The 25,848-nt window shown below is 64.5% G+C and carries 27 protein-coding genes and 1 pseudogene; 17 read left to right on the forward strand and 11 right to left on the reverse strand.

Annotated features, from left to right (window positions below; translation table 11 throughout):
- Positions 1–3: 3 nt before the first annotated feature.
- Both Q0743_RS31900 and Q0743_RS31905 read right to left on the reverse strand, forming a co-directional pair.
- Positions 4–399 carry a nuclear transport factor 2 family protein gene (locus Q0743_RS31900; protein ID WP_298245391.1) on the reverse strand — a complete coding sequence of 132 codons (396 nt, stop codon included), beginning with the start codon at positions 397–399 and terminating at the stop codon, positions 4–6.
- Between the two features lie 174 nt (positions 400–573).
- Positions 574–1,023 carry a nuclear transport factor 2 family protein gene (locus Q0743_RS31905; RefSeq protein ID WP_298245392.1) on the reverse strand — a complete coding sequence of 150 codons (450 nt, stop codon included), beginning with the start codon at positions 1,021–1,023 and terminating at the stop codon, positions 574–576.
- Positions 1,024–1,177: 154 nt separating this feature from the next.
- Between Q0743_RS31905 and Q0743_RS31910 the strand changes: the two genes are divergently transcribed.
- On the forward strand, positions 1,178–1,867 hold the full coding sequence (locus Q0743_RS31910) for an HAD-IA family hydrolase (RefSeq protein WP_298245393.1): 690 nt from the start codon (positions 1,178–1,180) through the stop codon (positions 1,865–1,867).
- 74 nt (positions 1,868–1,941) lie between these two features.
- Positions 1,942–2,787 carry a DeoR/GlpR family DNA-binding transcription regulator gene (locus Q0743_RS31915; protein WP_298245394.1) on the forward strand — a complete coding sequence of 282 codons (846 nt, stop codon included), beginning with the start codon at positions 1,942–1,944 and terminating at the stop codon, positions 2,785–2,787.
- A 3-nt stretch (positions 2,788–2,790) separates the two neighbouring features.
- Here the strand turns inward: Q0743_RS31915 and Q0743_RS31920 are convergent, their stop codons facing one another.
- The gene (locus Q0743_RS31920; protein WP_298245395.1) at positions 2,791–3,216 is read right to left on the reverse strand and encodes a type II toxin-antitoxin system VapC family toxin; all 426 of its coding nucleotides are present in this window, start codon (positions 3,214–3,216) and stop codon (positions 2,791–2,793) included.
- The gene (locus tag Q0743_RS31925) at positions 3,213–3,497 is read right to left on the reverse strand and encodes a type II toxin-antitoxin system Phd/YefM family antitoxin (RefSeq protein ID WP_298245396.1); all 285 of its coding nucleotides are present in this window, start codon (positions 3,495–3,497) and stop codon (positions 3,213–3,215) included. The genes Q0743_RS31920 and Q0743_RS31925 overlap by 4 nt, the downstream gene beginning before the upstream one ends.
- Positions 3,498–3,725: 228 nt before the next feature.
- Between Q0743_RS31925 and glpD the strand changes: the two genes are divergently transcribed.
- From glpD to Q0743_RS31960, 7 genes are all read left to right on the forward strand, one after another.
- On the forward strand, positions 3,726–5,276 hold the full coding sequence (glpD, locus tag Q0743_RS31930; RefSeq protein WP_298245397.1) for a glycerol-3-phosphate dehydrogenase: 1,551 nt from the start codon (positions 3,726–3,728) through the stop codon (positions 5,274–5,276).
- The gene (locus Q0743_RS31935; RefSeq protein ID WP_298245398.1) at positions 5,273–6,349 is read left to right on the forward strand and encodes an ABC transporter ATP-binding protein; all 1,077 of its coding nucleotides are present in this window, start codon (positions 5,273–5,275) and stop codon (positions 6,347–6,349) included. The genes glpD and Q0743_RS31935 overlap by 4 nt, the downstream gene beginning before the upstream one ends.
- 12 nt (positions 6,350–6,361) lie before the next feature.
- A complete protein-coding gene (locus Q0743_RS31940) occupies positions 6,362–7,447 on the forward strand; it encodes an ABC transporter ATP-binding protein (protein WP_298245399.1) in 1,086 nt (361 codons plus the stop codon).
- On the forward strand, positions 7,447–8,349 hold the full coding sequence (locus Q0743_RS31945) for a carbohydrate ABC transporter permease (protein ID WP_298245400.1): 903 nt from the start codon (positions 7,447–7,449) through the stop codon (positions 8,347–8,349). Before Q0743_RS31940 ends, Q0743_RS31945 begins: the two co-directional genes overlap by 1 nt.
- Entirely contained in the window at positions 8,349–9,155 is an 807-nt protein-coding gene (locus Q0743_RS31950; protein ID WP_018323268.1) for a carbohydrate ABC transporter permease, read from the forward strand. The genes Q0743_RS31945 and Q0743_RS31950 overlap by 1 nt, the downstream gene beginning before the upstream one ends.
- Positions 9,156–9,165: 10 nt before the next feature.
- Positions 9,166–9,495: a DUF2160 domain-containing protein gene (locus Q0743_RS31955; protein WP_298245401.1), complete on the forward strand. Its 330-nt coding sequence runs from the start codon at positions 9,166–9,168 to the stop codon at positions 9,493–9,495.
- A gap of 130 nt (positions 9,496–9,625) precedes the next feature.
- Positions 9,626–11,368 (forward strand): ABC transporter substrate-binding protein, encoded by a 1,743-nt coding sequence (locus Q0743_RS31960; RefSeq protein ID WP_298245466.1) that lies wholly within the window; start codon positions 9,626–9,628, stop codon positions 11,366–11,368.
- A gap of 210 nt (positions 11,369–11,578) precedes the next feature.
- Here the strand turns inward: Q0743_RS31960 and Q0743_RS31965 are convergent, their stop codons facing one another.
- The 3 genes from Q0743_RS31965 to Q0743_RS31975 form a co-directional block, all read right to left on the reverse strand.
- Entirely contained in the window at positions 11,579–12,679 is a 1,101-nt protein-coding gene (locus Q0743_RS31965; protein WP_298245402.1) for an alkene reductase, read from the reverse strand.
- Between the two features lie 178 nt (positions 12,680–12,857).
- Entirely contained in the window at positions 12,858–13,361 is a 504-nt protein-coding gene (locus Q0743_RS31970; protein WP_298245403.1) for a DUF1993 family protein, read from the reverse strand.
- 288 nt (positions 13,362–13,649) lie between these two features.
- On the reverse strand, positions 13,650–14,951 hold the full coding sequence (locus tag Q0743_RS31975) for a lytic murein transglycosylase (RefSeq protein WP_298245404.1): 1,302 nt from the start codon (positions 14,949–14,951) through the stop codon (positions 13,650–13,652).
- A gap of 186 nt (positions 14,952–15,137) precedes the next feature.
- Here Q0743_RS31975 and htpX point away from each other — a divergent pair, with 186 nt between their 5' ends.
- Complete coding sequence (gene htpX, locus Q0743_RS31980) at positions 15,138–16,085, forward strand: zinc metalloprotease HtpX (RefSeq protein ID WP_298245405.1); 948 nt, start codon at positions 15,138–15,140, stop codon at positions 16,083–16,085.
- A 137-nt stretch (positions 16,086–16,222) separates the two neighbouring features.
- A complete protein-coding gene (locus Q0743_RS31985) occupies positions 16,223–16,864 on the forward strand; it encodes a tetratricopeptide repeat protein (protein WP_298245406.1) in 642 nt (213 codons plus the stop codon).
- A 64-nt stretch (positions 16,865–16,928) separates the two neighbouring features.
- Here Q0743_RS31985 and Q0743_RS31990 read toward each other — a convergent pair whose 3' ends face one another.
- Both Q0743_RS31990 and Q0743_RS31995 read right to left on the reverse strand, forming a co-directional pair.
- Positions 16,929–17,285 carry a hypothetical protein gene (locus Q0743_RS31990; RefSeq protein ID WP_298245407.1) on the reverse strand — a complete coding sequence of 119 codons (357 nt, stop codon included), beginning with the start codon at positions 17,283–17,285 and terminating at the stop codon, positions 16,929–16,931.
- A 163-nt stretch (positions 17,286–17,448) separates the two neighbouring features.
- Positions 17,449–18,249 carry a hypothetical protein gene (locus tag Q0743_RS31995; protein WP_298245408.1) on the reverse strand — a complete coding sequence of 267 codons (801 nt, stop codon included), beginning with the start codon at positions 18,247–18,249 and terminating at the stop codon, positions 17,449–17,451.
- Between the two features lie 360 nt (positions 18,250–18,609).
- Between Q0743_RS31995 and Q0743_RS32000 the strand changes: the two genes are divergently transcribed.
- Positions 18,610–18,903 carry an antibiotic biosynthesis monooxygenase gene (locus Q0743_RS32000; protein ID WP_027575542.1) on the forward strand — a complete coding sequence of 98 codons (294 nt, stop codon included), beginning with the start codon at positions 18,610–18,612 and terminating at the stop codon, positions 18,901–18,903.
- A gap of 180 nt (positions 18,904–19,083) precedes the next feature.
- Here the strand turns inward: Q0743_RS32000 and Q0743_RS32005 are convergent, their stop codons facing one another.
- Positions 19,084–20,529 (reverse strand): short-chain fatty acyl-CoA regulator family protein, encoded by a 1,446-nt coding sequence (locus Q0743_RS32005; protein WP_298245409.1) that lies wholly within the window; start codon positions 20,527–20,529, stop codon positions 19,084–19,086.
- A gap of 229 nt (positions 20,530–20,758) precedes the next feature.
- Between Q0743_RS32005 and Q0743_RS32010 the strand changes: the two genes are divergently transcribed.
- The 3 genes from Q0743_RS32010 (at position 20,759) to Q0743_RS32020 (ending at position 23,374) form a co-directional block, all read left to right on the forward strand.
- Positions 20,759–22,393 carry an isocitrate lyase gene (locus Q0743_RS32010; RefSeq protein WP_298245410.1) on the forward strand — a complete coding sequence of 545 codons (1,635 nt, stop codon included), beginning with the start codon at positions 20,759–20,761 and terminating at the stop codon, positions 22,391–22,393.
- Positions 22,394–22,422: 29 nt separating this feature from the next.
- The gene (locus tag Q0743_RS32015; protein ID WP_028134831.1) at positions 22,423–22,632 is read left to right on the forward strand and encodes a hypothetical protein; all 210 of its coding nucleotides are present in this window, start codon (positions 22,423–22,425) and stop codon (positions 22,630–22,632) included.
- Between the two features lie 184 nt (positions 22,633–22,816).
- Complete coding sequence (locus Q0743_RS32020) at positions 22,817–23,374, forward strand: hypothetical protein (protein WP_298245411.1); 558 nt, start codon at positions 22,817–22,819, stop codon at positions 23,372–23,374.
- A 105-nt stretch (positions 23,375–23,479) separates the two neighbouring features.
- On the opposite strand, the gene Q0743_RS32025 is transcribed toward Q0743_RS32020, so the two are convergent.
- The gene (locus tag Q0743_RS32025) at positions 23,480–24,361 is read right to left on the reverse strand and encodes a metallophosphoesterase (RefSeq protein WP_298245467.1); all 882 of its coding nucleotides are present in this window, start codon (positions 24,359–24,361) and stop codon (positions 23,480–23,482) included.
- A gap of 107 nt (positions 24,362–24,468) precedes the next feature.
- Between Q0743_RS32025 and Q0743_RS32030 the strand changes: the two are divergent.
- Positions 24,469–24,939: pseudogene (locus Q0743_RS32030) on the forward strand (NUDIX domain-containing protein); the annotation flags it as partial.
- Positions 24,894–25,847 carry a glycosyltransferase family 2 protein gene (locus Q0743_RS32035; RefSeq protein WP_298245468.1) on the forward strand — a complete coding sequence of 318 codons (954 nt, stop codon included), beginning with the start codon at positions 24,894–24,896 and terminating at the stop codon, positions 25,845–25,847. The pseudogene Q0743_RS32030 and the gene Q0743_RS32035, both read left to right, overlap by 46 nt.
- Position 25,848: the final 1 nt, after the last annotated feature.

Below are 25,848 nucleotides of genomic sequence, written 5' to 3' on the forward strand. Positions count from 1 at the left end.
GCATCACAGCTTCGTCGCGGAACGCGACAGCAGCTTCCACTCGTCGCCCTGCTTCAGCCAGTTCATCAGGATGTGAAGGCTGTTTGCCACTTTCTGTCCGCCGGTCGTCATCTCGGCCTGCCAGTGGAAGCGCACGACCGCGGCGGGACCGACGATCTTGATGGTTGGGTCCTTGTACGCAATCGACAAGAATTCGGTCTTGCCGTCGGTGGCGTTGGCGATGAAGGCCGCCTTGTCCTCGAGGAAGCCGTTGGAATGGCTGTAGCTCAGTTCGTCCGCGCACAAAGCACCGAGTGCCTTCGGATCTGCCGCGATCTGGGCGAGGCGAAATGCTTCGACGTTCTTTGCCACCGCCTCGTAGTCCGTCGTGGCGGCATGATCGCGATTCAATGTCATCATATGCTCCATACCTGATCTTGCGCCCACTTTCCTTCTCCCCTTGCGGGAGAAGGTGGCGCGAAGCGCCGGATGAGGGTATCTATCCCTTCGCACGATCGTTCGTGAGGAGAGATACCCCTCACCCGTCTCGCCGCGAGCCAACCTCTCTCACAGGGGAGAGGGTGAGTAGGTGCATCACAGCTTCGTCGCGGAACGCGACAGCAGCTTCCACTCGTCGCCCTGCTTCTGCCAGTTCATCAGGATGTGAAGATTGGTCGGCACTTTCTTCCCATCGGCCGCCATCTCCTGTTCCGCGACCCAGTGGAAGCGCACGATTGCTGCTGGACCGACGACCTTGATGGTCGGGTCCTTGTAGTCGATCGACAGGAATTTCGACTTGCCGTCGGTGGCGTTGGTGATGAAGGTCGCCTTGTCCTCGACCTTGCCGCTGGAATGACTGTAGCTCAGATCGTCCCAGCACAGCGCGCCGAGCGCCTTGGGATCGGCCGCGATCTGGGCGAGGCGGAAGGCCTCGACCTTTTTCGCCACCGCCTCTTCGTCTGCCGAGGCGGCGAGCGCCGGTGCAGAGAGCGCAAGCGCGGATACCGCGAGAGTCGAAAGAGCCAGGTCGCGTCGGTTGATCATCGTTTCCTCCTTTTTGATCTTGCAAGGAGTGTTGCAGCCGCGCGCGGCTTTGTCGAGTGGCGCATTGTCGTCATGTCGAGGCGTCATTGCGCGCGAGAGGCCGTATTGATACGTCTTTCGCATCGATGCGTCGCGGATTTGGGAAAGTAGGGAAATGATCGAGGCAATCGGCAGGGCATTGTTGTTCGACATCGATGGCACACTCGCCAACACCGACCCGCTGCATCTCAAGGCGTTCAACCAGGTGCTGGGACCTCGAGGCCACGTGTTCGATCACGCGCGCTTCTCCAGGGAGCTGCAGGGCTTCGCCAATGTGTCGATCGGCGAGCGCTTCTTGCCCGACGAAACGCCGGCGCGGCGCGCCGAGATCCTCGCCGAGAAGGAGGAGGTTTTCCGCACGCTCGTGGCCGGGCAGATCGAGCCGTTGCCGGGGCTGATGGCGCTGCTCGACCGCGCGGATGCGGCCGGCGTGCCCATGGTTGCCGTGACCAACGCGCCGCGTCTTAACGCCGAGCTGCTGCTGGCGGGCCTCGGCATCACCGAGCGGTTCAAGGCAATCGTGATCGGCGACGAGCTGCCGTACGGCAAGCCGCATCCGCTGCCCTACCAGGAAGGGCTGCGCTTCGTCGGCGGCAGCGCTGCGGCCTCGGTCGCGTTCGAGGATTCGCGCTCCGGCGTGCAGTCGGCCGCCGCCGCCGGCATTCCGACGATCGGAATCCGGACCAGCCTCAGCCATGCCGATCTGGTTGGCGCCGGCGCCGTCGGCTCCGCAAGCGCGTTCGACGATCCGGACCTGCTCGCGCGCCTAGCCACCGCGATGGCATGGCGAACCCTCATCCGTTAACCGTGATCGGCGTCCGCATTGACCGAGGGCGCGAACCGCCGCACCATGCCGCTTTCTGATTTGAGGCCCTTGCCGTGACCGGACTGACCCATCGCCAAGCCGAAATCCTCAACATCGCGCGGGCCTCGGGCCGGGTCATGGTCGAGGAGCTCGCGCGCCGCTTCGAAGTCTCGGCGCAGACCATTCGCAAGGATCTCAACGACCTCTGCGAGCGGAGGTCGCTGACCCGCATCCATGGCGGCGCCATCATCGCCTCCGGCGTCGAAAACCTCGCCTATGAGGCGCGGCGCTTCGTCGCCGCCGACGAAAAGAAGGCGATCGGAGCCGCCGCCGCGTCCCTGATCCCGAACGGCTGCTCGCTCTTCATCAACATCGGCACCACGACCGAGGAGGTCGCGAGCGCGCTGACCTCGCACGAGGATCTCCTCGTCATCACTAACAATCTCAACGTCGCGATGCTGCTCTACCGCCATCCGCGCATCGAGGTGGTGGTCGCCGGCGGCACGGTCCGGCGCGCCGACGGCGCCGTGGTCGGCTCGACCGCGACGCAACTGATCGGCCAGTTCAAGGTCGATTACGCCATCATCGGCGCCTCCGCGATCGACGAGGAGGGCGCGCTGCTCGACTTCGACTATCGCGAGGTGCAGGTCGCGCAGGCCATCATCGCCAATGCCCGCACCGTCATGCTGGTCGCCGATTCCACAAAGCTGCGCCGCAGCGCGCCGGTGCGCATCGCCCACATCACCCAGATCCAGACCTTCGTCACCGACCAGGAATTGCCCGAACGCCTCGCCACGATCTGCCACAGCAAGGGCATCGAGGTGGTGGAAGCGCTGCCGAAGGGCGCGGACATCGACGATGCGCCGGCCGAGGTGCAGGACGCTGCACCGGAAGCCGCGCCGGTGGTGCGGCTGCGATAGGGCTCAAGCGCCGTCCCATGGATTGAATAGCGTGACACCACACGCCGCAAAATCCTTCACATTGCGTGTGACGAGCGTGAGGCCATGCGCGAGGGCCGTCGCCGCGAAGAAGCCGTCCATCACGGACAATGCAATGCCGCTCCTGCGGCTTTGGGCCATCAGGTCGCCCCAGTGCTCCGCCACCGCGGGGTCTATCGGCAAGACACGTTCGGCAAACCGCGCCGGGAGATCATGCGCAAGCCATGCGGCCAGCGCCGTGCGACGGCGGCCATCTTCCAGCAATGCGATGCCGCGCCGAAGCTCCGCGATGGAGGCAACACTGATGAACGCACGATCTTCGTCGATCGTATGAAGCCAAGCCAAGACTTGCGGCGAGGGTGTCGGCCGCTGGACCTCGGACAGCACATTGGTGTCGAGCAGCAAGTTCACGGCATCTCATTGCGCGCTGCGTCGTGCACCCGTTCGAGCTCGAGCTCAGCGCCGCGCAACGGCGAGGCCAGCAGGAATTCAGCCAACGTGCCTCGGCGTGCGGTCTTGCGCGCCCATTCCTCGGCGGAGACGACAACCGCGTTGGGTTTGCCATGGCGGGTGATCACCTGTGGACCGGCTTGAGCGCGATCAATTACCTCGGATAGCCGCGCCTTCGCGTTGGCCAGCGTCCACGTGTCATCAGCGGAAAGCGCATCAGGTGCAGTATAGCGATCGGCCATGCGAAAAACCAATATGACTACTATGACCATAACCCTGTTAAGCAGGCTAATCAACCGACGTATTGCCTCTCAGATTGTCGGGTGAACTGCTCGTTTCCGCATCGAACTGCTCCCCAAAAAGTTCTGCTTTCGCTTCCTTTCGCCTCTCTTTCATCTTGCTTTCGTTTTTTGGTGTGATCTAATCAAAAACGAAAGTAGCCGCTCGACGGAACGAGCGGTCTTCGGGGGATGCGTCTGTTGGAGCGTATTTTCGACCTCGCCATCATCGGAGGCGGTGTTAACGGTTGCGGTATCGCGCGCGACGCGGTGGGCCGCGGCAATACCGTTTTCCTGTGCGAAATGAACGATCTGGCGAGCGGGACATCGTCCTGGTCGACCAAGCTGGTGCATGGCGGCCTGCGCTATCTCGAATATTACGAGTTTCGGCTGGTCCGCGAGGCGCTGATCGAGCGCGAGATTCTCTGGGGCATCGCACCCCACATCATCCGTCCCCTTCGTTTCGTTCTGCCGCACCATGCTGGCCTGCGGCCCGCCTGGCTGCTGCGGCTCGGCCTCTTCCTCTACGACCATATCGGCGGCCGGCATCTGCTGCCGGCGACCCGCTCGGTCGACCTCAGGCGCGACGAGGTCGGCAAGCCGCTGATCCCGAATCGCTACAGCCGCGCCTTCGAATACTCCGACTGTTTCGTCGACGACGCGCGTCTCGTCGTCCTCAATGCGCGCGATGCCGCCGACAAGGGTGCCGAGATTCGCACCCGCACCCGTGCAACGGATATCAGGCAGTCCGACGGCCTCTGGACCGTGAGCATGGTCAACACGCTGACCGGTGAGCGCTCGCAGATCCAGGCAAAGGCTCTGGTCAATGCGGGCGGACCCTGGGTCGAGGACGTGCTCGGCCGCGGCGCCGGCGTCAATGCGAAAGCCAAGGTGCGCCTGGTGCAGGGCTCGCACATCGTGGTCAGGAAGCTCTACGACCACGACCGCGCCTATATGTTCCAGAACGCGGACGGCCGCATCATTTTCGTGATCCCGTATCAGGACGATTTCACCCTGATCGGCACCACCGATCGCGACTATGACGGCGATCCGGCCAAGGTGAAGGCGACGGCTGAGGAGATCGAATATCTCTGCACGGCAGCGAGCGAATACCTGGCCAAGCCCGTGAAGCCGGACGACGTGGTCTGGACCTATTCCGGCGTACGTCCGCTCTATGACGACGGCGCCAGCGAAGCCAAGGCCGCCACCCGCGATTACGTGTTCGAGCTCGACACGCCCGGCGGCGTGCCGCTGCTGTCGATCTATGGCGGCAAGATCACCACCTATCGCCGTCTCGCCGAAGAGGCGCTGGAACGGCTCGCGCCCTATCTTCGCAGCGCAAAGGCGCGCGAGGGGTGGACCGGCAAGGCCTCGCTGCCGGGCGGCGACATGAGCGTCTCCGACGTCGATGCCCTGATCGCCGAGCTTCAGCGCGGCTATCCCTTCCTCAGCCACGAGCACGCCCGCAGGCTCGCACGGGCCTATGGAACCCGGGCCGCGAAGCTGCTCGGCGATGCGAAATCGGCGGCCGACATGGGCCAGGCCTTCGGTGCCACGTTGACCGAGCGCGAGGTTCGCTACCTCGTGGCCAATGAATGGGCCGTCACTGCGGAAGACGTGGTCTGGCGCCGGTCCAAGCTCGGCCTGCGACTATCTGCCGACGAGATCGCCGTGCTGGACGACTGGATCAGGACCCACGTCGTGCCGCAAAGTCCCCTGCTGGAAGCGGGAGGACGCCCATGACCGTGACACTCGACCACGTGACCCGGACCGTCGAGGGCGTTCCGCACATCCGCGATGTCTCGCTGACGCTTGAGAGCGGCACGTTGAACGTGCTGCTCGGGCCGACGCTGTCCGGCAAGACCTCGATCATGCGGCTGCTCGCCGGCCTCGACAAGCCGACCAGCGGCAAGGTGGTGGTGAACGGCAAGGACGTCACCGGCGCCGACGTGCGCCAGCGTTCGGTGGCGATGGTCTACCAGCAGTTCATCAACTACCCCTCGCTGACGGTCTACGAGAACATCGCTTCGCCCCTGCGCGTGCAGGGCAAGCCGCGTGACGAGATCGAGGCGCGCGTCGCCGAGGCCGCAAAGTTGCTGCGGCTCGAACCGTTCCTGAAGCGAACCCCGCTCCAGCTCTCCGGCGGCCAGCAGCAGCGCACCGCGATCGCGCGCGCGCTGGTCAAGGGCGCCGATCTCGTGCTGCTCGACGAGCCGCTCGCCAATCTCGATTACAAGCTGCGCGAGGAGCTGCGCGCCGAGCTGCCGCGTATCTTCGAGGCCTCAGGCGCGATCTTCGTCTATGCCACCACCGAGCCGACCGAGGCGCTGCTGCTCGGCGGCAACACGGTCTGCATGTGGGAAGGCCAGGCCCTGCAGATGGGCGAGACCGCCAACGTCTACCGCCGGCCGCAGACCTTGCGTGTGGCGCAGGTGTTCTCCGATCCGCCGCTCAACCTCGTCGGCATCGAGAAGAAGAACGGCTCCGTGCAATATGCCGGCGGCACGGCATCGCCAGCCTCCGGCCTTTATTCGGGCCTTGCCGACGGCACCTATCGCGTCGGCTTCCGCGCGCATCAGCTCGCGCTCGCCAATGGCGAGGCCGACCGCCATGCGTTCCACGCCACTGTCACGGTGACCGAGATCACCGGTTCGGAGAGTTTCGTGCATCTGACCCGCGAGGGATCGAACTGGGTGGCGGTGCTGCACGGCGTGCACGAGTTCGAGCCCGGCCAGACGCTCGACGCCGTGCTCGATCCCAATGATGTTTTCGTGTTCGATGCGGCCGACCGTCTGGTCGCCGCTCCCGGATCTTGAGGGGAGCGCGCGATGGCTCGCATTGACCTCGTCGATCTCGCCCATTCCTACGGCGGCAACGATGCGCCGCAGGAAAGCTTTGCGCTGAAGCCTGTCACCATGACCTGGCGGCAGGGCGGCGCGTACGCGCTGCTCGGGCCGAGCGGTTGCGGCAAGACCACGCTGCTCAACGTCATCTCCGGCATCATCACGCCGTCGCGAGGGAAAATCCTGTTCGACGGCGTGGACATCACACCGCTGTCAACCCAGAAGCGCAACATTGCCCAGGTATTCCAGTTTCCGGTGATCTACGACACCATGACGGTCGGACAGAACCTGGCGTTTCCGCTGAAGAATCGCGGCGTGCCGAAGGCCGAGATCGACAAGCGCGTCGCCGAGATCGGCCGCCTGCTCGATCTCGAGCCTTATCTGAACCGCAAGGCGACGCGGCTGACGGCTGACGCCAAGCAGAAAATCTCGCTCGGCCGCGGCCTCGTTCGCTCCGACGTCGCCGCCGTGCTGTTCGACGAGCCGCTGACCGTGATCGACCCCGAGCTGAAATGGCAGCTGCGCTCCAAGCTGAAAGCGCTGCATCGCGAGCTCGACCTCACGATGATCTACGTCACCCACGACCAGACCGAGGCGCTGACCTTCGCCGACACCGTCGTCGTCATGCATGACGGCCGCGTGGTGCAGAGCGGCACGCCGGCCGAGCTGTTCGACAAGCCGGCGCATACCTTTGTCGGCTATTTCATCGGCTCGCCCGGCATGAACATCCTGCCGGCGGAGGTGAGGGGACGTGAGGCGCACATCGGCGGCCACGTCATCGCGCTCAACCGCGCCTACGACAATCTGCCTGCGGGAGCCAAGATCGAGATCGGCGTCCGCCCCGAATTCGTCGAGGTCGTCGCGCCTGCGCCCGGCTTGCTCACAGCCAAAATCGAACGCCTCGACGATCTCGGCCGCATCCGTTTCGCGCGCGCCCGCTTCGGTGAGGCAAAGCTCGCAGCGCGCGCGCCCGCCGGCTTCGTCAGCTCGGACGGTATGGCCGGACTGAAGTTCGACCCGTCCCACGTTCACGTCTATGCCGACAGCCTTCTGGTGGAGGGAGCCGCCTGATGGACAAGACCGTCAACCAAAAAGCCTGGTTCCTGGTGCTGCCGGTGTTCCTGGTCGTCGCCTTCTCGGCGGTGCTGCCGCTGATGACGGTGGTGAACTATTCGATGCAGGACACCTTCGGCAACAACCAGTTCTTCTGGAACGGCGTGGGCTGGTTCAAAGAATTGCTCGATCCCTCGACCGATCTCGGCGGTCGTTTCCTCGCTTCGCTCGGCCGCAACCTGTTCTTCTCGATGGTGATCCTCGCCATCGAAGTGCCGCTCGGCATCGTCGTTGCGCTGTCGATGCCGCGCGAGGGCTGGACGGTGGCGGCCTGCCTCGTCATCCTCGCGCTGCCGCTGCTCATTCCGTGGAACGTGGTCGGCACGATCTGGCAGATTTTCGGCCGGCCCGACATCGGGTTGCTCGGATATGTGCTGAACGCCGCGGGCATCGACTACAATTACGTCTCCAACGACATCGATGCCTGGGTCACCGTCATCGTGATGGACGTCTGGCACTGGACCAGCCTCGTCGCGCTGCTGTGCTATGCCGGCCTGAAGTCGATTCCCGAGGCGTATTACCAGGCCGCGCAGATCGACGGCGCCTCGCGCTGGGCCGTGTTCAAGGCGATCCAGCTGCCGAAGATGAACCGCGTGCTCCTGATCGCGGTGCTGCTGCGCTTCATGGACAGCTTCATGATCTACACCGAGCCGTTCGTCGTCACCGGCGGCGGCCCCGGCAACTCCACCACCTTCGTGTCGATCGAGCTCGTCAAGATCGCGCTCGGCCAGTTCGACCTCGGCAAGGCCGCGGCGCTGTCGCTGGTCTACAACCTCATCATCCTGATCGTCTGCTGGATCTTCTACACCGTCATGACCAATGCGGGCGCCGAGCGGAAGCCCCAGGAAGGAGCCGTGTGATGCACTCGATTCCCGGCCGCCGCCTCATCATGGGGCTGTTCCTGATCTTCCTGCTGCTGCCGATCTACTGGCTCGTCAACATGAGCTTCAAGACCAACAGCGAGATCGTCTCGACGATGACGCTGTGGCCGCACACGCCGACGCTGCAGCATTACAAGCGCATCTTCACCGACGAGAGCTGGTATTCCGGCTACATCAACTCGCTGGAATACGTCGTTCTCAACACCATCATCTCGATCTCGGTGGCGCTGCCGGCGGCCTACGCGTTCTCGCGCTACCGCTTCCTCGGCGACAAGCACCTGTTCTTCTGGCTGCTGTCGAACCGCATGGCGCCGGCCGCGGTCTACGCGCTGCCGTTCTTCAACCTCTATTCGGCGATCGGCCTGTTCGATACGCCCTGGGCCGTCGCGCTCGCGCACTGCATCTTCAACGTGCCACTGGCGGTGTGGATCCTCGAAGGCTTCGTCTCGGGCGTACCGCGCGAGATCGACGAGACCGCCTTCCTGGACGGCTATTCCTTCCCCCGCTTCTTCATCAAGATCCTGGTGCCGCTGATCGCGAGCGGCATCGGCGTCGCCGCCTTCTTCTGCTTCATGTTCTCCTGGGTCGAGCTGCTGCTCGCGCGTACGCTGACCTCGGTGTCGGCCAAACCCATCGCCGCGATCATGACGCGCACGGTGTCGGCGTCGGGCATGGATTGGGGCCTGCTGGCCGCCGCCGGCGTGCTCACTATCATCCCGGGCGCGCTCGTGATCTGGTTCGTCCGTAACTACATCGCGAGCGGTTTCGCGCTCGGTCGCGTCTAGGGAGGCATCAATGGAATCCATCGCATGGATGGCCTGGACGCTGCCGACGGCGATCTTCTTCGCCGCGCTCGCCTGCACGCTCGCCGTGATGACATGGCTTGCGGCTGTCTATCCTGAGGCCGAGCGCGTCGGCGTGCTGCGCATCCCGACCACGCGCGGCGATCGCCTGTTCATCTCGCTGATCACGGCGGCGGTCATCCACCTTCTCTGGATCGGCTTCTTCGGCACCGATGCGATCGCAACGCTGCCGATCGGCGAGGAGGGCGTCGAGATCTCGCGCCTGTGGCTCGCAAGTGGAATTTCGCTGGTGACGGCCGTGCTCATTTTCCGCACGGTCTGAAGCTGGCGAAGGGACGGCCAGATCCGGGGGCAATCCGGGTCTGTATAAAAGTTTGTCGCTGCAACGGAGGAACAACATGCGACAGTTTAGGAGAAGGAAAGGTCCATTGACCAAGAGCAGTTTTCTGACCATGTCCAGCGCCGCCGCCATCATGGCGGTGTCGTTCGCCGTCTCGGCGCCGGTCCGCGCCGCCGACGAGGCCGTGATCCAGAAGTGGATCGCGGAATTCCAGCCCTCGACGCTGTCGAAGGAAGACCAGAAGAAGGAGCTGGAGTGGTTCGCCAAGGCCGCCGAACCCTTCAAGGGCATGGAGATCAACGTCGTCTCCGAGACCATCACCACCCACGAATATGAATCGCAGACGCTGGCCAAGGCGTTCTCCGAGCTCACCGGCATCAAGCTCAAGCACGACCTCATCCAGGAAGGTGACGTCGTCGAGAAGCTGCAGACCCAGATGCAGTCCGGCAAGAACGTCTATGATGGCTGGATCAACGATTCCGACCTGATCGGCACCCACTTCCGCTACGGCCAGACGATCGTGCTGTCGGACTACATGACCGGCGAGGGCAAGGACGTCACCGACCCCATGCTCGACGTCAACGACTTCATCGGCAAGTCGTTCACGACCGGCCCCGACGGCAAGCTCTACCAGCTGCCCGACCAGCAGTTCGCGAACCTCTACTGGTTCCGCTACGACTGGTTCACCAACCCCGACTACAAGGCCAAGTTCAAGGCCAAGTATGGCTATGAGCTCGGCGTGCCCGTGAACTGGTCCGCCTATGAGGACATCGCCGAGTTCTTCACCAACGACATCAAGGAGATCAACGGCGTCAAGGTCTACGGCCATATGGACTATGGCAAGAAGGACCCTTCGCTCGGATGGCGCTTCACCGACGCCTGGCTGTCGATGGCCGGCAACGGCGACAAGGGCATTCCGAACGGTCTGCCGGTCGACGAGTGGGGCATCCGCATGGAAGGCTGCCGCCCGGTCGGCTCCTCGGTCGAGCGTGGTGGCGACACCAACGGTCCGGCCGCGGTCTACTCGATCACCAAGTACCTCGAGTGGCTGAAGAAGTATGCGCCGCCGCAGGCGCAGGGCATGACGTTCTCTGAAGCTGGTCCGGTGCCGGCCCAGGGCAACATCGCCCAGCAGATGTTCTGGTACACCGCCTTCACCGCCGACATGGTGAAGCCGGGCATCGCCGTGATGAACGCGGACGGTACGCCGAAATGGCGTATGGCTCCGTCGCCGCACGGTGCGTACTGGAAGGAAGGCATGAAGCTCGGCTACCAGGACGCCGGCTCCGTGACGCTGCTGAAGTCGACCCCGGCGGATCGCCGCAAGGCGGCTTGGCTCTATCTCCAGTTCATCATCTCCAAGTCGGTGAGCTTGAAGAAGAGCCATGTCGGTCTCACCTTCATCCGTGAATCCGACATCTGGGACAAGTCGTTCACCGAGCGTGCGCCGAAGCTCGGCGGCCTGATCGAGTTCTACCGCTCGCCCGCGCGCGTGCAGTGGACCCCGACCGGCAACAACGTGCCCGACTATCCGAAGCTCGCGCAGCTGTGGTGGCAGAACATCGGCGATGCGTCGTCCGGTGCGAAGACGCCGCAAGCGGCGATGGATGCACTGGCCGCTGCTCAGGACTCCGTCATGGAGCGCCTCGAGAAGTCCGGCGTGCAGGGGGCCTGTGGTCCGAAGCTCCACAAGAAGGAGAAGCCGGAGTACTGGTTCGCGAAGGCCGAGAAGGACGGCACCATCGCGCCCCAGCGCAAGCTCGCCAACGAGAAGCCGAAGGGTGAGACGGTCGACTACGACACGCTGATCAAGTCGTGGCCGGCAACCCCCCCGAAGCGCGCGGAAGCGAAGTGACGTCGTAGACGTCATGGCCGGGCTTGACCCGGCCATCCATCCAAACACGAAAGGCCGGGAGCGATCCCGGCCTTTTTTTGCTTTTTACTGAGCCCGACTGCTTCTGCGTCGTCATTGCGAGCGAAGCGAAGCAATCCAGAATCTTTCCGCGGCGGCAGTCTGGATTGCTTCGTCGCAAGAGCTCCTCGCAATGACGGAGGAGGGAGTGGATTACTCCGCCGGCTCGGCCGCCAGCGTCGGATAGTCCGTGTAGCCCTTGGCACCGCCGCCGTAGAACGTGTTCTTGTCCCAATCGTTCAGCGCCGCGCCCTGCTTCAGCCGCTCGACGAGGTCGGGGTTGGAGATGAACGGCTTGCCGAAGGCGATGAGATCGGCCGCGTTGGCGTCCAGCACCTTGGTGGCGAGATCGAAATCATAGCCGTTGTTGGCGACGTAGGCGCCGGAGAAGCGCTTGCGCAAGGATGCATAGTCGAACGGCGCGATGTCGCGCGGCCCACCCGTGGCGCCTTCGACCACGTGCAGATAGACCAGCTTGAGCGCGCTGAGCCCGTCGACGATGTGATCGTACAGCGCCTGCGGGTTGGAATCCGAGATGTCGTTGGCCGGCGTCACCGGCGAGATGCGGATGCCGGTGCGCTCGGCGCCGGCCTCGGCGACGACGGCCCTGGACACCTCCAGCATCAGCCGCGCGCGGTTCTCGATCGAGCCGCCATAGGCATCCGTGCGCTTGTTGGTGCCGTCCTTGGCGAACTGCTCGAGCAGGTAGCCGTTGGCGCCGTGGATCTCGACGCCGTCGAAGCCGGCCTCCAGCGCGTTCTTGGTGGCGCGCTTGAAATCGTCGATAATCCCCGGAATTTCGGCGAGCTCGAGCGCACGCGGCTCGGAGACGTCGGCAAAGGTGCCGTTCACGAAGGTCTTGCCCTTGGCGCGGATCGCGCTCGGCGCCACCGGCGCTGCGCCACCCGCCTGCAGATCGACATGCGAAATGCGGCCGACATGCCAGAGCTGGATGAAGATCTTGCCGCCGCGCGCATGAACCTTGTCGGTGACCTTGCGCCAGCCGGCGACCTGGTCCTTCGAATAGATGCCGGGGGTGTCCTGGTAGCCCTGGCCTTGTTGCGAGACCTGGCTCGCTTCGGTGATCAGGAGGCCTGCGGAGGCGCGCTGGCCGTAATAGTCGGCCGCGAGCGCACCGGGCACGAACGTGCCGGGCACCGCGCGGTTGCGCGTCAGCGGCGCCATGACGAGGCGGTTGGCCAGCGTGATCGGGCCGAGCTTGTAGGTCTCAAACAATTTGGTCGAACGGCTCATGAGGATGTTCCAGACGGTGAAAGGTCAGGAACACTTGTGCATCGCGACATCGAGCGCAAGAGACGAGCCATACGGAAAGTGCAGGCGAGCTACGCGGCAAGTACCGCGTAGCATAATTCATGTGCAATTTCGGCCGCGGCAGCGAAGTTCGACTACCGCGACCGTGCGATTTCGAAAATCAGTTCGCCCCCAGGAAATCGCGCTTGCCGATCTCGACGCCGTTGTTGCGCAAAATGCCGTGGGCGGTCGTGGCGTGGAAATAGAAGTTCGGCAGCGAGAACGCGCTGAGGAATTCCTGGCCCTTCATCGTGGTGGTCTTGTTGGGGCCGGACGGGAAGGTCACGTCGCGGGTCTCTGCGCCTTCGAACTGCTCGGGCTTGAACGATTTCACGTAGTCGATCGTCTTCGCCAGCCGCTGCTTCAACTCCGCGAAGCTGGTCTCGGTGTCGGGCGTCGAGGGCACCTCGCTGTGGGTCAGCCGCGCGCAGCCCTTGGTGGCGAAATCGCTGACGAGCTGGATCTGGCGCGACAGCGGCAGCATGTCCGGAAACAGGCGGGAGCCGAGCAGGACGCTCGGATCGATCTTCTTCGCCGCGCAATGCGCCTCGGCTTTGGTGAGCAGCCCGGTCACGCTGTTCAACATCTGCAAATAGGCGGGGACGACGGCGTCGTAGAAGGACATGTGATGCTCGCTTGTGAATGGGAAATCTCAGGAGAAAACCTGAGCCACTCACATGGGAGGCTCATGGAAAAATGCAATCGTGCAAAGCGACGTTTGCAGTGCGAAAATTCTACCCGTGCCAAAGCTCCCGTCGTCGTCACCACGCACTCCGCCGTCATCGCCCGGCTTGACCGGGCGATCCGGTATTCCGAGACGGCTGTGACAAAATCGAAAGGCTGCGGCGTACTGGATGCCCCGCCCCCTTGCGCAATTGCGCACTAGGCGGGGCATGACTACGGAGAAACTGTCTTAGCGGACAGCTCCCGCCGGCTGCGCCTGTGCCGTGCCGCCGCGCATGCGGGCGAGCAGCTCGGCGGTCGGCCAGGAATCGGCGGGCAGGCCGAACTTGACCTGCATCGCCTTCACGGCGGCCCGGCTCTGCTGGCCCAGCACACCGTCGACCTTGCCGACATTGAAGCCGGCGCGCACCAGCAGCTGCTGCAATTCCTTGAGCTCGTGGAACGGCAGCTGCGGCACCGGTTGGGCCGGCTTGCGCATCGGAGCTGCGCCCGCGATGCGCGAGGCGAGATAGCCCGCGGTGGTCGAATAGATCAGCGAGTTGTTCCACTCGGTGTAGGCCGCGAAATTCGCATAGGCCATGAAGGCCGGACCAAAGCGTCCCATCGGCAGCAGGACGGAGGCGGCAAGATTGTCGTTCGGCAGCGGCCGTCCGTCGGGATAGGTGACGCCGAGCTGCGCCCAGGTCGAGCGCGGCTCCTTCACCGTGAGGTCGGTCTTCTCCCACGGCAGGTTTGGCGGCACCTTGATCTCTTCCAGCCACGGCTCGCCGCGCCGCCATTTCAAGCCGTTGGCGATGTAGTTCGCGGTCGAGCCGATCACGTCGGCGGGCGAGCGCAGCAGATCGCGCCGTCCATCGCCGTCATAGTCGACGGCGTAGTTGACGTAATGCACCGGCAGGAACTGGGTCTGCCCGAGCTCGCCGGCCCAGGAGCCGATCATCTCGTCGGGATGCAGATCGCCGCGGTCGATGATCTTCAGCGCGGCGATGGTTTCGTTCACGAACATCTCTGAGCGGCGGCAGTCATAGGCCAGCGACACCAGCGATTTCAGCGTCGGCAGATTGCCCATGTTGGCGCCGAAGTCGCTCTCCAGGCCCCAGAATGCCGCGATCACCGCCGGCGGCACGCCATATTCCTTTTCCGCGCGCGCGAACGCCGCGGCGTGCTGCCTGATGTGCTGCTGGCCGTTCTGCATGCGATAGGGCGCCGCCATGCGTCCGGCGAATTCGGTGAAGAGCTGGCCGAACACCCGCTGGCCGCGGTCGCGGTTCACGATGCCCTGGTCGTAGACGAGATAGGGCGAGGTCTCCGCGACCGTCCGCTGCGACACGCCGGCGGCGACCGCCTGTTGCTTCACCTCGGCCAGGAAACGATCGAAGCTTGCGCCATTGTGGCATGAGGCGGCGCGCGGCGAGGGGGCGTTTGCCTTGGGCGCAGCGGTCCTTCCGGGCGGCGGCTGGAGCTGGGCGGAGGCGGGAAAGGACAGCGCAGCGAGAGCAACGGCCGCGATCGCAAGTCGGGTCTGGAGCATGGAGTTTCCGGCGGGGAGGGAACGCTTGGATTCTGGATGAAGTTTAATGGAAGTATGGTGCGCGAACCACTGCCGCGGCTCCGCGACGCACCTCGAAACCTTGCACTCCGGCCGGGGTCATCCCTACCTCATGTTTGCCGGCCTGCGGACGCCTCCAGCGGCCGCGGCGGGCTCCAGGAGACGGCCATGAACTATCTTCGTACCGCAATGCTGCTCGCCGGCCTGACCGCCCTGTTCATGGGCGTCGGCTATCTGATCGGCGGCGCCTCGGGCGCCATGATCGCGCTTGTCATTGCCGCCGCGACGAATGTCTTCACCTACTGGAACTCCGACCGCATGGTGCTGTCGATGTACGGCGCCCACGAGGTCGATCGTTCGACCGCGCCGGAGCTGGTCGGGCTCGTCGCCGAGCTTGCGAGCCGTGCCGGCCTGCCGATGCCGCGCGTGTTCCTGATGGACGAGGTGCAGCCGAACGCGTTCGCGACCGGCCGCAATCCCGAAAATGCCGCGGTCGCCGTCACCACCGGCCTGATGCGCCAGCTCAGCCGCGAGGAGCTCGCCGGCGTGGTCGCGCACGAGCTCGCCCATATCAAGAATCACGACACCCTGCTGATGACGATCACTGCGACCATCGCCGGCGCGATCTCGATGCTGGCGCAGTTCGGCATGTTCTTCGGCGGGAATCGCGAGAACAACAATGGTCTCGGCATCGTCGGCTCGATCCTGATGATGATCCTCGCTCCGATCGGCGCCATGCTGGTGCAGATGGCGATCAGCCGCACCCGCGAATATGCAGCGGACAATCTCGGTGCGCGCATCGCGGGACAGCCGATGTGGTTGGCCTCTGCGCTGGTGAAGATCGAGGGCGCCGCGCATCAAGTGCCAAACTACGAGGCCGAGCGAAACCCCGCGACCGCGCACATGTTCATCATCAATCCGCTGTCGGGCCATGGCGTGGACAATCTGTTCGCCACCCATCCCTCGACGCAGAACCGCATTGCCGCGCTCCAGCAGCTTGCGGCCGAGCTCGGTGCGCGGGCCGCTCCGTCGGTCGGCGCCAACGAGAATTATCCCCCGCGCGGCCCGTGGGGACGCTCGTCCTCACGCGGTCCGTCTCGGGGTCCTTGGGGCTGACGGAACCGGTTAGGACTTGAAAACCGGCTTTTGTGACCTGGCGCACACAGGATGGCCAGAGGCGGTGATAACACGCACGGGAGATGCTTTCTTCGAAAGGGGATGGGTGGCCGGCACAATGTCGGCCGCCGTCGAAGATGACCAGAGCTGCCGTGCCATTGCTGATCGTCCTGTGCGTGCTCGTCGGTTTGTCGACGCACATGGTCGTCAATTGCGGCGACGAGGACGAGCCCGACATCTGCTCGGCCGTCATCGGCTTCTCGCCGCTGCGGGGATCGCTGATCGCCTTTGCCTATGAGGGGCGCGGACGGATCGCGCTGCGCCATGGCGACGTCAAGCGGGCGATCGCCGATTTCGACGAGGCCATCCATCTCAATCCCAACCGTGCTGCGCTCTATCGCGATCGCGCGCTTGCGCGCCGTCTCAACGGCGACTTCGAGCTCGCCATCGCCGACTATGACGAGGCGATCGCGCATAATCCCAGGCTCGCCGCACCCTATCATCAGCGCGGCCTCGCGCTCGCCGCCACCGGCGATCTCGACCGCGCTATCCTGAGCTACAATACGGCGGTTCGCCTCGATCCCCGGGACGCCGAGGCCCGCCTCGACCGCGGCCTGGCGTTCCTCGCCCGTGGCCAGGCCGATGATGCGCGCGCCGATTTCGAGGCGGCGCTGGCGCTGCCATCAGGCAAGGACGACCACGCCCGCGAAGCCGCCCGCGCCAAGCTCGCCGAACTTGCAAGCGCCGAGCCGGCCCCGGTAGCGTTGCCGAGGCGGTGAGGGAAATTCTGAAGCTGCATTCGCGCCACCTTCTCCCGCAAGGGGAGAAGGAAGAGAACAGCGGCTACTTCGCCTTCTTGGCTTTCGCCTTCTTGGCCTTTGCGGCCTTCTTCGGCGCCTTCTCTTCCTTGGCCTTCTTCTCGACCTTCACGGCAATCGGCATGCTGGCCGCGATCCGCATCGACCGCGCGTAGCTGTCGGCGACGTTGTCGGCGGACATCTGCAGGCGCTTGGCGGCGGCGGCGGCCTGCTCCAGCGTGGCCTTGGCCATCATCTTGAAGCGGTCGGCGGTCTCCTTGCTCTTGGCCTTGGCCGCAAGGCCGTTGAAGCGATCCCGCCGCTCCTTGGCGCGGGTCATCAGGCCCGTATGCAGCTGTCTGGCCAGTTGCCGGATCACGACATCCAGGTCGGCGTCCGCCATGTTCTCTTATCCCCTTCGAAAATCGGTATCGATGCGGGCGGGACTATGCAGATCGGGCCCCACCTTGGCAATTCCCGGCTGTGCGTCATCCGCAGCTTCCAACGGCCAAAACTGGAAAAGCCGCGCAGATCGCGCGGCTTTTTGGATGTCTCGGCGGGGCGCCTCACTTCAGCGAGGCAACCGGGCCGTTTGCCGCCGCCGGCTCGGGGTCGAAGCCGAACACGCCGACCAGATATTTGTAATAGTCCGGCATCTTCTCCTTGAGCGCCGCGCGCGACTTCGGATCGTGGAATTCGCTCTTTCCGGACAGGAAGATGCTGGAGGTCACGGCAAAGAACTCCATCGGGTTCTTCATCGCATAGGACTCCTTGGGCAGCATGTCCTTCGACTTGGCCAGGGCGTAATAGCCGATCACGCCCTTGTTCGCATAGCCGTCCGGCAGCAGTCGCGCGTGATAGGCGTGGAGCAGCTCGTGCAGCAGCACGGCCTCCTTCTCGTAGCGCATCATGTCCGGCCGCAGCATGATCACGCCGAGCCCGGAATCGACCGCGAGGTCGACGGCGTTCGGATTGGTCCAGCGCTGCTTGTTCGGATCCCACACCGTCAGCGTCCGCGGAACGGTGCGGCGGATGTCGGGCGTGACCCGGCCGTAGCACGCGGTCGCGGCGCCTTCGTCGAGGCAAGCCAGCTCGCTCGCGACGATCGGCACGGTATGGAAGAAACGCAGCACGCGCGGCGACAGGCCCGCGCCTTCGACGAGATCGATCTGCTGCTTCAGATTGTCGGTGAGCTTGTCGACGTCCTTGCGGTCGGAATTCTCCGACAGGTCGAACATGAAGCCGCGGTAGCTCTGGAAGCCCGGCGGCAGCGGCTGCGCCGCGTCGGCATCGAGCGAGCCGGCACGAGTTGGACCGGCAAAGAGCGCGCCGACGATGGTCGCGGTCAGCAGCAACGCAATGCGCATGATGAACCCCCTGATGTCACTTCGCCCGGCAGAATAGGCCGCCGTTGTTTGCGAAAAGTGAGTGGGGCGAGACTAAGGCGCCGATGTTGAGGCGTGCTTAACCGTTGGTTGCAGATCACGCCGTTGGATTAGGGCGGGGTTAACCAAGGAGGCCGCCATTGCCGGCCTGTCACCGTCACCCTGAGGTGGCCGCTTTTTCAGCGGCCCTCGAAGGGCCACGGCCCGGCTGCATCCAGGCCTTCCATCCTTCGAGGCTCCTCATGGGACGCGATGCGTCCCATGCCTCGCACCTCAGGATGACGGGATTTGCTGTCGGGTGTAAGTTTGCAGCACAAATCTTCAGCCGGAAGGGAGGATGCCATGTATGCCGCCATCCGTCAGGCCAAGGCGAAAAGCGGGAGCGCGGAGGAGCTGGCGCGCCGCATCAAGGACGGCGCCGTGCCGATCATCAGCGACGTCGACGGTTTCCGTGCCTATTACGTCGTCTATGCCGGCGACGACACGGTCACCGCGATCTCCATCTTCGACAAGTTCGAGCAGGCCGAGGAAGCCAACAAGCGCGCCATCGCCTGGATCGAGAAAGATCTCGGCCCGCTGCTGGCGGGGCATGCGAGCGCGGCCGCCGGGCCGGTGATCGTGCATACGCTGGCGTGAGATTCGGGATTGGCGACGGTCTGGTGCCCCGGACGCAGCGCAGCGCCCTTTTGGCGGTGCGCTGCAGAGCCGGGGCCCATGTCGTGCGGGTGCGCGTGGCGTGCTGGGTCCCGGCTCTGCGCAGCAGCGCAAGAGCGCAAGAGCGCTGCAGCGCGTCCGGGACACGAGAGCTGGATCGCCTCACAACTCCCGCGCATTCGAGAACGCAAAACTCGACACGCGCCGCGTCGTCTCGTCCAAAATCAGCGTGCGCGTGATCGGCGGCTCGGCGCGCTGGGAGCAGTTCTCGCGCTCGCAAAGGCGGCAGTTGACGCCGATCGGCGTGCCCTCGGTCTTCTCCAGGTCCATGCCGGCGGCGTAGGTCAGGCGCGCGGCGTGGCGGATTTCGCAGCCGAGGCCGATGGCGAAGCGCGGTTGCGGCAACGGGTGCGGCGCGACCGGGCGGCGCACCATCTGCGCGATCGAGAAATAGCGCGTGCCGTCGGAGAGCTCGATCACCTGCTTGAGCAGGCGATCCGGCGTGTCGAAGGTCGAGTGCACGTTCCAGAGCGGACAAGTGCCGCCGAACTTCGAGAACGGGAAGGTGCCCGATGAGAAGCGCTTGGAGACGTTGCCGGCATTGTCGACGCGCAAGAGGAAGAACGGAATGCCGCGCGCGTTCGGCCGCTGCAGCGTGGTGAGGCGGTGGCAGACCTGCTCGAAGCCGGAATTGAAGCGCTGCGCCAGCACGTGGATGTCGTAGTTCAACGCTTCGGCGGCGGCGAGAAACGTCGGGTAGGGCATCATCACGGCCGCCGCAAAATAGTTGCCGAGCGTGATGCGGAACAGCCGGCGCGGCGCATCGTCGAGCGGGCCGGCGCGGCCGATGATGGTCTCCAGGGCTTGCGCGCATTCCCCCAGGCCCAGCTGGAAGGCGAGCTGGAACGCGCGGCCGGGCGGATCGACCAGCTCGGAAATCAGGAGCTGGCGGCGGTGGCGATCGAAGCGGCGCAGCGTCTCGCGCATCACGTCGACGGGCATGATGCGGGTCTGGATCGAATGCTTTTCCCGCAGCCGCGCTGCGAGTGCCGCGTAAAGCTCCTCGGCCGGCACGTTCAGCTCGTCGCGAAGATTCTCCGCGGCCTGCTCCAGTTCCGGGAAATAATTGCGGTTGGCCTCGATCAGCTCGCGCACGCGCTCGACCGGATTGGCCTCATAGCGCGTGCCGACGTCGCGGTCGGCCATCTGGGCAGCCGCCAGCGTCTCGCCCTGCCGGGCCTCGGTATAGGCCGCATAGAGCCGTTGCAGCGCATGGGTGACGCCCGGGCAGAGCTCGGCGAGGTCGCGCAGCTCCTGCTTGGGCACGTCGATCTGGCGGAACAGCGGATCGGAGAAGATTTCGTTCAGCTCGGCGAAGAAGCGATCCTCGTCGGCGGTGGCGAGATCGCGCAGATCGAGGTCGTAGGTTTCCGCCAGCCGCAGCAGAATCTGCGCCGTCACCGGGCGCTGGTTCCGCTCGATCAGGTTGACATAGCTCGGTGAGATCCCAAGCCCCTCGGCGATCTGGGTCTGCGACAGACCCAATTGCTGCCGGATCCTGCGGAAGCGGGGCCCGACGAAGAGTTTCTTGCCGGATTCGGCCGCCATGTCTCAGATCTCCGCGTGCATGAAGGACAGCTTCACTGACCTATATTTTACAAGCTTTACAAAATAACATCTATTACATGTTCTTATGTTACATGACATCACCAATAAAAAACAAGCCATCTATACGAAGTTTCTGTTTTCGCGTTTAGCTCCTGACACGCATCTCGCAATGCAGTGTCAAGAATGTCGATGGCCAGCCATCGCCATCGTCAGCGAAAGGATCAGGCACATGAACTACCAGCCGCGCGGCATCAGCACCCTCCAGGGCCCGTCGTCCTATCAGGACGAGGTCAAGGCAGCCCAGGCGCTCCTCGAGACCCAGCCGACCTGGAACGGCGTGTCGGCCGAGGCCGTCGCGCGCATGCGCCTGCAGAACCGTTTCAAGACCGGCCTCGACGTCGCCCGTTACACCGCGGCGCTGATGCGGGCCGACATGGCGGCCTATGACAAGGACCCGACCAAGTACACGCAGTCGCTGGGTTGCTGGCATGGCTTCATCGCCCAGCAGAAGCTGATCTCGGTCAAGAAGCATTTCGGCGGCAAGACCGATCGCACCTATCTGTACCTCTCGGGCTGGATGATCGCGGCGCTGCGCTCCGAGTTCGGCCCGCTGCCCGACCAGTCGATGCACGAGAAGACCTCGGTGCCGGCGCTGATCGAAGAACTCTACACCTTCCTGCGTCAGGCGGATTCCCGTGAGCTCAACGACATCTTCCGTCTGCTCGACAAGGCGCGCAAGGAAGGCGACAAGACCCGCGAGCAGGAGCTGATCGCGAAGATCGACAACTTCCAGACCCATGTCGTCCCCGTCATCGCCGACATCGACGCCGGCTTCGGCAACGCGGAAGCGACCTATCTGCTCGCCAAGAAGATGATCGAGGCGGGCGCCTGCGCGCTGCAGATCGAGAACCAGGTCTCGGACGAGAAGCAGTGCGGTCACCAGGACGGCAAGGTCACCGTGCCGCACGAGGTGTTCATCGCGAAGATCCGTGCGTGCCGCCACGCCTTCCTCGAGCTCGGCGTCGAAGACGGCGTCATCGTGACCCGCACCGACTCGCTCGGCGCTGGTCTCACGCAGCAGATCGCCGTCAGCCACAAGCCCGGTGATATCGGCGACCAGTACAACAGCTTCCTCGATTGCGAGGAAATCACCGCTGAGAACGCCCGCAATGGCGACGTCATCATCAACCGCAACGGCAAGATGATGCGTCCGAAGCGGCTGCCCTCGAACCTCTACCAGTTCCGTCCCGGCACTGGCGAAGACCGCTGCGTGCTCGACAGCATCACCTCGCTGCAGAACGGCGCCGACCTGCTGTGGATCGAGACCGAGAAGCCGCATATCGAGCAGATCGCCAAGATGGTCGACCGCATCCGCAAGGTCATCCCGAACGCGAAGCTCGCCTACAACAACTCGCCGTCGTTCAACTGGACCATCAACTTCCGCCAGCAGGTCTACGACGCGATGAAGGAAGCCGGCAAGGATGTCAGCAAGTACAACCGCGCCGAGCTGATGAAGCCGGAATACGATGATACGCCGCTGGCCATCGAGGCCGACGAGCGCATCCGCACCTTCCAGGCGGATTCGGCCAAGCGCGCCGGCATCTTCCACCACCTGATCACGCTGCCGACCTATCATACGGCCGCGCTGTCCACCGACAACCTCGCCAAGGAATATTTCGGCGACCAGGGCATGCTCGGCTACGTCAAGAACGTGCAGCGTCAGGAGATCCGTCAGGGCATCGCCTGCGCCAAGCACCAGAACATGGCCGGCTCCGACATCGGCGACGACCACAAGGAGTACTTCGCCGGCGAGGCTGCCCTGAAGGCGGGCGGCGCTCACAACACGATGAACCAGTTCGGCTAACGAATCTCGACTTCGACAGGAGACTGACAATGACCAAAGGCAGCAATTTCTGGGTGATCGGCGGCGAGTTCGGTTCGATGAACTTCCACAAGCTCGTGGAAGGCTCGGCCCAGGTCAAAGGTCCGTTCAAGACCCGCAAGGAAGCCGAGGACTGCTGGAAGGAGGTCTCGGAAGAGAGCCGCCACAAGGCCGGCGTCCGCTTCTCGATCGTGGAAGAGCCCTCGCGCGTGTCGGCCTGATCGCCTCAATTAAGAAGACGTCCAAGGACGGATGCTCCCATCCAGGCGCTGCCTGGGTGGGATCGTCTGTTTTTGGCACAGGTGAAACGCCTGTGGGTGCCTCTAAGCCTCTGGAATTGTGGGTCTTTGCGGAGAGTGTGGTTGCTGATAGGTTAACGGGGATCAGTCGAGGACGAGGCCGACAATGTCAGAGCCCGAGACCAGCGGGACCCATCCCGGCCAGCCGCGCCCGGTGCGGCTGCGCGATGCGCTGCTGCGCGCGCGGATCGAGGCCGCCGACCGGACCGGCGTTGTCGTCGATCTCAGGGACGCCGAGGTGGCGCGGCTCGAGATACTCAACGACGCTCTCGATCCCCTGTTCGCGCAGGTGCCTGACCGGATCGATCTGTTCGACCGCGGCATCAGCCAGGGCGATACGCCGCGCCTCTGGATCGACGTCGTCGCCCACATCGTGATGGGGCGCGACAAGCGGATGTACCGCTTCGTCCAGGACACCCGGTTCGGCCGCATCGTGCTCGCCGAATCGCACGACACCGCTGTTATCGTCGAAGCCGTGACCGACTATGTCGCGCGCCGCATGATCGAGCGCGAGCGCGCGATGGTGATCCCGCCCGAACCGCAAGCTCCGGCCGTCGAGCCGCCGCCGCGCCGTTCACGCTTCTGGCCGTTCCTCTTCGGCTTCCTGCTCGGTGCCGCCGCGCTGTTCGGGCTTGCCGTGGTGGCAGCCTTGCGGAGCTGGTGAGGCGGCCTCGGTCGTCATTGCGAGGAGCCCTTGCGACGAAGCAATCCATGATCCCCCAGCGGACAGATTTCTGGATTGCTTCGCTTCGCTCGCAATGACGGACAATTAAACCAACCTCACATGCTTGATCTGCCCGATCTGAAATCCCGCGCCGAGCCCCCGCACCGTCTGCTCGCAGCGCCAGCCGGCATTGTCCTTCTCGATCGTGAGCAGATTGTACGCCGCCGCCGGGTAGTGCCCGTGCGCGAGCGCGGAAGCCGAGGGCACGCCGAGCACGGGAATGTTGCCGTTCGGACCTTCGACCCATATCGTCGAATGAATGTGGTCGTGTCCGTGCAGGACCAGCTCCACGCCGTGGCGCTTGAGCAGTGCCAGCAGGGCGGGCGCGTCCGTCATCCGCTTCTGCCGCGCGCCGGATTTCAGCGGATGATGCACCAGCAGCACGCGGAAGATATCCTCGGCCGCGAGGCTTTCGAGAAGCGCTTCGAGGGCTGCGAGCTGGTCATGCCCGAGCGTGCCCGTCGCCATCAGCGGCAGGGTCGGCACCGCTGTCGACAGGCTGATCAGCGCCAGCGGCCCGCGCCGGCGCACCGAGGGAAAGCCGATGCGGCCGTCGTCGCCGGCGAGATAGGGCGCAAACGTCTCGCCGAAGCGATGCGCGGTGGCGCGGACATAGGCGTCGTGATTGCCTGGAATCGTGGTGACGCGGTCGGGCGGGCCGACCTCGTCGAGCCAGGCGCGGGCCGGTGCGAACTCGGCTTCCAGCGCGAGGTTGACGAGATCGCCGGTCACTGCGATGTGGTCCGGCGCCTGCGCCTTTATGTCGGCGACCAGCGCGTCGAGCACCTCGCGGCGCTGGTATTTATGGCGGTTGCGCGTCCAGTTGACGTAGCCGAGCGCGCGCTTGCCCGCGAGCTCGATCAACCGCGGCTTCGGCAAGGGCGCCAGATGCGGATCGGACAGGTGGGCGAGCGTGAAGGGAGCCAACGTGTTGGGAGTCATGGCGCGCGATTGCCTCGCTATTGCTCCGCTGTAATGGCAAGGTCGAAAGGAACGCGCAAGCGGAGCCTGAACCGGGGCGTTGAGGAAGCCTGATGGGAGAACGTCTGAACCGGATCCGACGGAAATGCGAGCCGCTGCTGCGGCGATTCTTCCACGCCTATTTCCTCGTGGTCCGCGGCATGACCCTCGGCGTGCGTGCCGTGGTGCTGGACGACGAGAATCGGGTGTTCCTGGTCAGGCACAGCTATGTCAGCGGCTGGTACCTGCCCGGAGGCGGCGTCGACCACGGTGAGACCATGGAGCAGGCGATGCGGCGCGAGCTCAAGGAGGAGGGCGACATCGACCTCACCGCAGATGCGGCGCTGCACGGCATCTTCCTCAACAGCCACGTCTCCCGCCGCGACCATGTCGCGGTCTACGTGGTCCGGCAGTTCAGGCAGGACCGCCTCCCTGAGCCCAACCGCGAGATCGTCGAATGCGGTTTCTTCGCGATCAATGCGCTGCCGGAGGGGACCACATCCGGTACAAGGCTGCGGATCGCGGAGGTGCTGGACGGCCAGCCCTCCGCAAGGCGCTGCCTGCGGCCGAGATCTACGTCTACGACAACAATTCGCGCGACCGCACCGCAATGCTCGCGCGCGAAGCGGGTGCGATCGTGCGCAGCGAGCGCCGGCAGGGCAAGGGCCATGTGGTGCGTCGCATGTTCGCCGACGTCGAGGCCGACGTCTATGTGCTGGTCGACGGCGACGCCACCTACGACGCACCGAGCGCGCCGCGCATGATCGACAGGCTGCTCGATGATCACCTCGACATGGTCGTCGGCCTTCGCGTCGATCAGGTCCAGGCCGCCTACCGGCTCGGCCACCGCACCGGCAACCGCATGCTGACCGGCTTTCTGGCGTCGACCTTCGGTCACGCCTTCAAGGACATCCTGTCCGGCTACCGGGTGTTCTCGCGCCGCTTCGTCAAGTCCTTTCCGGTTCTCTCCGACGGCTTCGAGATCGAGACCGAGCTGGCCGTCTATGCGCTGGAACTGTCTCTGCCCGTTGCCGAGGTCGAGACGCCCTACTACGCGCGTCCCGAAGGCTCGTTTTCGAAGCTCAACACCTGGCGCGACGGGTTTCGCATCCTCGGCACCATGCTCAAGCTCTATCGCTCGGAGCGACCGCTGCGCTTCTTCGCGGCGATCGGAATCCTGCTGGCGGCGGCCTCGGTGATCCTTGCGATCCCGGTTCTGATCACCTTCATCGAGACGGGCCTCGTGCCGCGCCTGCCGACCGCGGTGCTGGCGATGGGTCTGATGATCATGGCCCTGCTCTCGGTGTCGTCGGGACTCGTTCTCGACACGGTGACGCGTGGGCGGCGGGAGATGAAGATGCTGGCCTATCTGTCCCAACCGGCGTTGAAAAGGAGCGGAGCGGCTTTGCTGCCCGATGGACCGCGCAGCGTTCAGGTGCTATCCCGCGATTGAC

This window comes from uncultured Bradyrhizobium sp. (assembly GCF_936943645.1).
GTDB lineage: Bacteria > Pseudomonadota > Alphaproteobacteria > Rhizobiales > Xanthobacteraceae > Bradyrhizobium.

What these genes read in the sequence shown, in the direction of transcription:
- Q0743_RS31900 (WP_298245391.1), bottom strand. Translation starts at nt 399, where the DNA reads ATGATGACATTGAATCGCGATCATGCCGCCACGACGGACTACGAGGCG.
- Q0743_RS31905 (WP_298245392.1), bottom strand. Translation starts at nt 1,023, where the DNA reads ATGATCAACCGACGCGACCTGGCTCTTTCGACTCTCGCGGTATCCGCG.
- Q0743_RS31910 (WP_298245393.1), top strand. Translation starts at nt 1,178, where the DNA reads ATGATCGAGGCAATCGGCAGGGCATTGTTGTTCGACATCGATGGCACA.
- Q0743_RS31925 (WP_298245396.1), bottom strand. Translation starts at nt 3,497, where the DNA reads ATGGCCGATCGCTATACTGCACCTGATGCGCTTTCCGCTGATGACACG.
- glpD (WP_298245397.1), top strand. Translation starts at nt 3,726, where the DNA reads ATGCGTCTGTTGGAGCGTATTTTCGACCTCGCCATCATCGGAGGCGGT.
- Q0743_RS31935 (WP_298245398.1), top strand. Translation starts at nt 5,273, where the DNA reads ATGACCGTGACACTCGACCACGTGACCCGGACCGTCGAGGGCGTTCCG.
- Q0743_RS31940 (WP_298245399.1), top strand. Translation starts at nt 6,362, where the DNA reads ATGGCTCGCATTGACCTCGTCGATCTCGCCCATTCCTACGGCGGCAAC.
- Q0743_RS31945 (WP_298245400.1), top strand. Translation starts at nt 7,447, where the DNA reads ATGGACAAGACCGTCAACCAAAAAGCCTGGTTCCTGGTGCTGCCGGTG.
- Q0743_RS31950 (WP_018323268.1), top strand. Translation starts at nt 8,349, where the DNA reads ATGCACTCGATTCCCGGCCGCCGCCTCATCATGGGGCTGTTCCTGATC.
- Q0743_RS31955 (WP_298245401.1), top strand. Translation starts at nt 9,166, where the DNA reads ATGGAATCCATCGCATGGATGGCCTGGACGCTGCCGACGGCGATCTTC.
- Q0743_RS31960 (WP_298245466.1), top strand. Translation starts at nt 9,626, where the DNA reads ATGTCCAGCGCCGCCGCCATCATGGCGGTGTCGTTCGCCGTCTCGGCG.
- Q0743_RS31965 (WP_298245402.1), bottom strand. Translation starts at nt 12,679, where the DNA reads ATGAGCCGTTCGACCAAATTGTTTGAGACCTACAAGCTCGGCCCGATC.
- Q0743_RS31970 (WP_298245403.1), bottom strand. Translation starts at nt 13,361, where the DNA reads ATGTCCTTCTACGACGCCGTCGTCCCCGCCTATTTGCAGATGTTGAAC.
- Q0743_RS31975 (WP_298245404.1), bottom strand. Translation starts at nt 14,951, where the DNA reads ATGCTCCAGACCCGACTTGCGATCGCGGCCGTTGCTCTCGCTGCGCTG.
- htpX (WP_298245405.1), top strand. Translation starts at nt 15,138, where the DNA reads ATGAACTATCTTCGTACCGCAATGCTGCTCGCCGGCCTGACCGCCCTG.
- Q0743_RS31985 (WP_298245406.1), top strand. Translation starts at nt 16,223, where the DNA reads ATGACCAGAGCTGCCGTGCCATTGCTGATCGTCCTGTGCGTGCTCGTC.
- Q0743_RS31990 (WP_298245407.1), bottom strand. Translation starts at nt 17,285, where the DNA reads ATGGCGGACGCCGACCTGGATGTCGTGATCCGGCAACTGGCCAGACAG.
- Q0743_RS31995 (WP_298245408.1), bottom strand. Translation starts at nt 18,249, where the DNA reads ATGCGCATTGCGTTGCTGCTGACCGCGACCATCGTCGGCGCGCTCTTT.
- Q0743_RS32000 (WP_027575542.1), top strand. Translation starts at nt 18,610, where the DNA reads ATGTATGCCGCCATCCGTCAGGCCAAGGCGAAAAGCGGGAGCGCGGAG.
- Q0743_RS32005 (WP_298245409.1), bottom strand. Translation starts at nt 20,529, where the DNA reads ATGGCGGCCGAATCCGGCAAGAAACTCTTCGTCGGGCCCCGCTTCCGC.
- Q0743_RS32010 (WP_298245410.1), top strand. Translation starts at nt 20,759, where the DNA reads ATGAACTACCAGCCGCGCGGCATCAGCACCCTCCAGGGCCCGTCGTCC.
- Q0743_RS32015 (WP_028134831.1), top strand. Translation starts at nt 22,423, where the DNA reads ATGACCAAAGGCAGCAATTTCTGGGTGATCGGCGGCGAGTTCGGTTCG.
- Q0743_RS32020 (WP_298245411.1), top strand. Translation starts at nt 22,817, where the DNA reads ATGTCAGAGCCCGAGACCAGCGGGACCCATCCCGGCCAGCCGCGCCCG.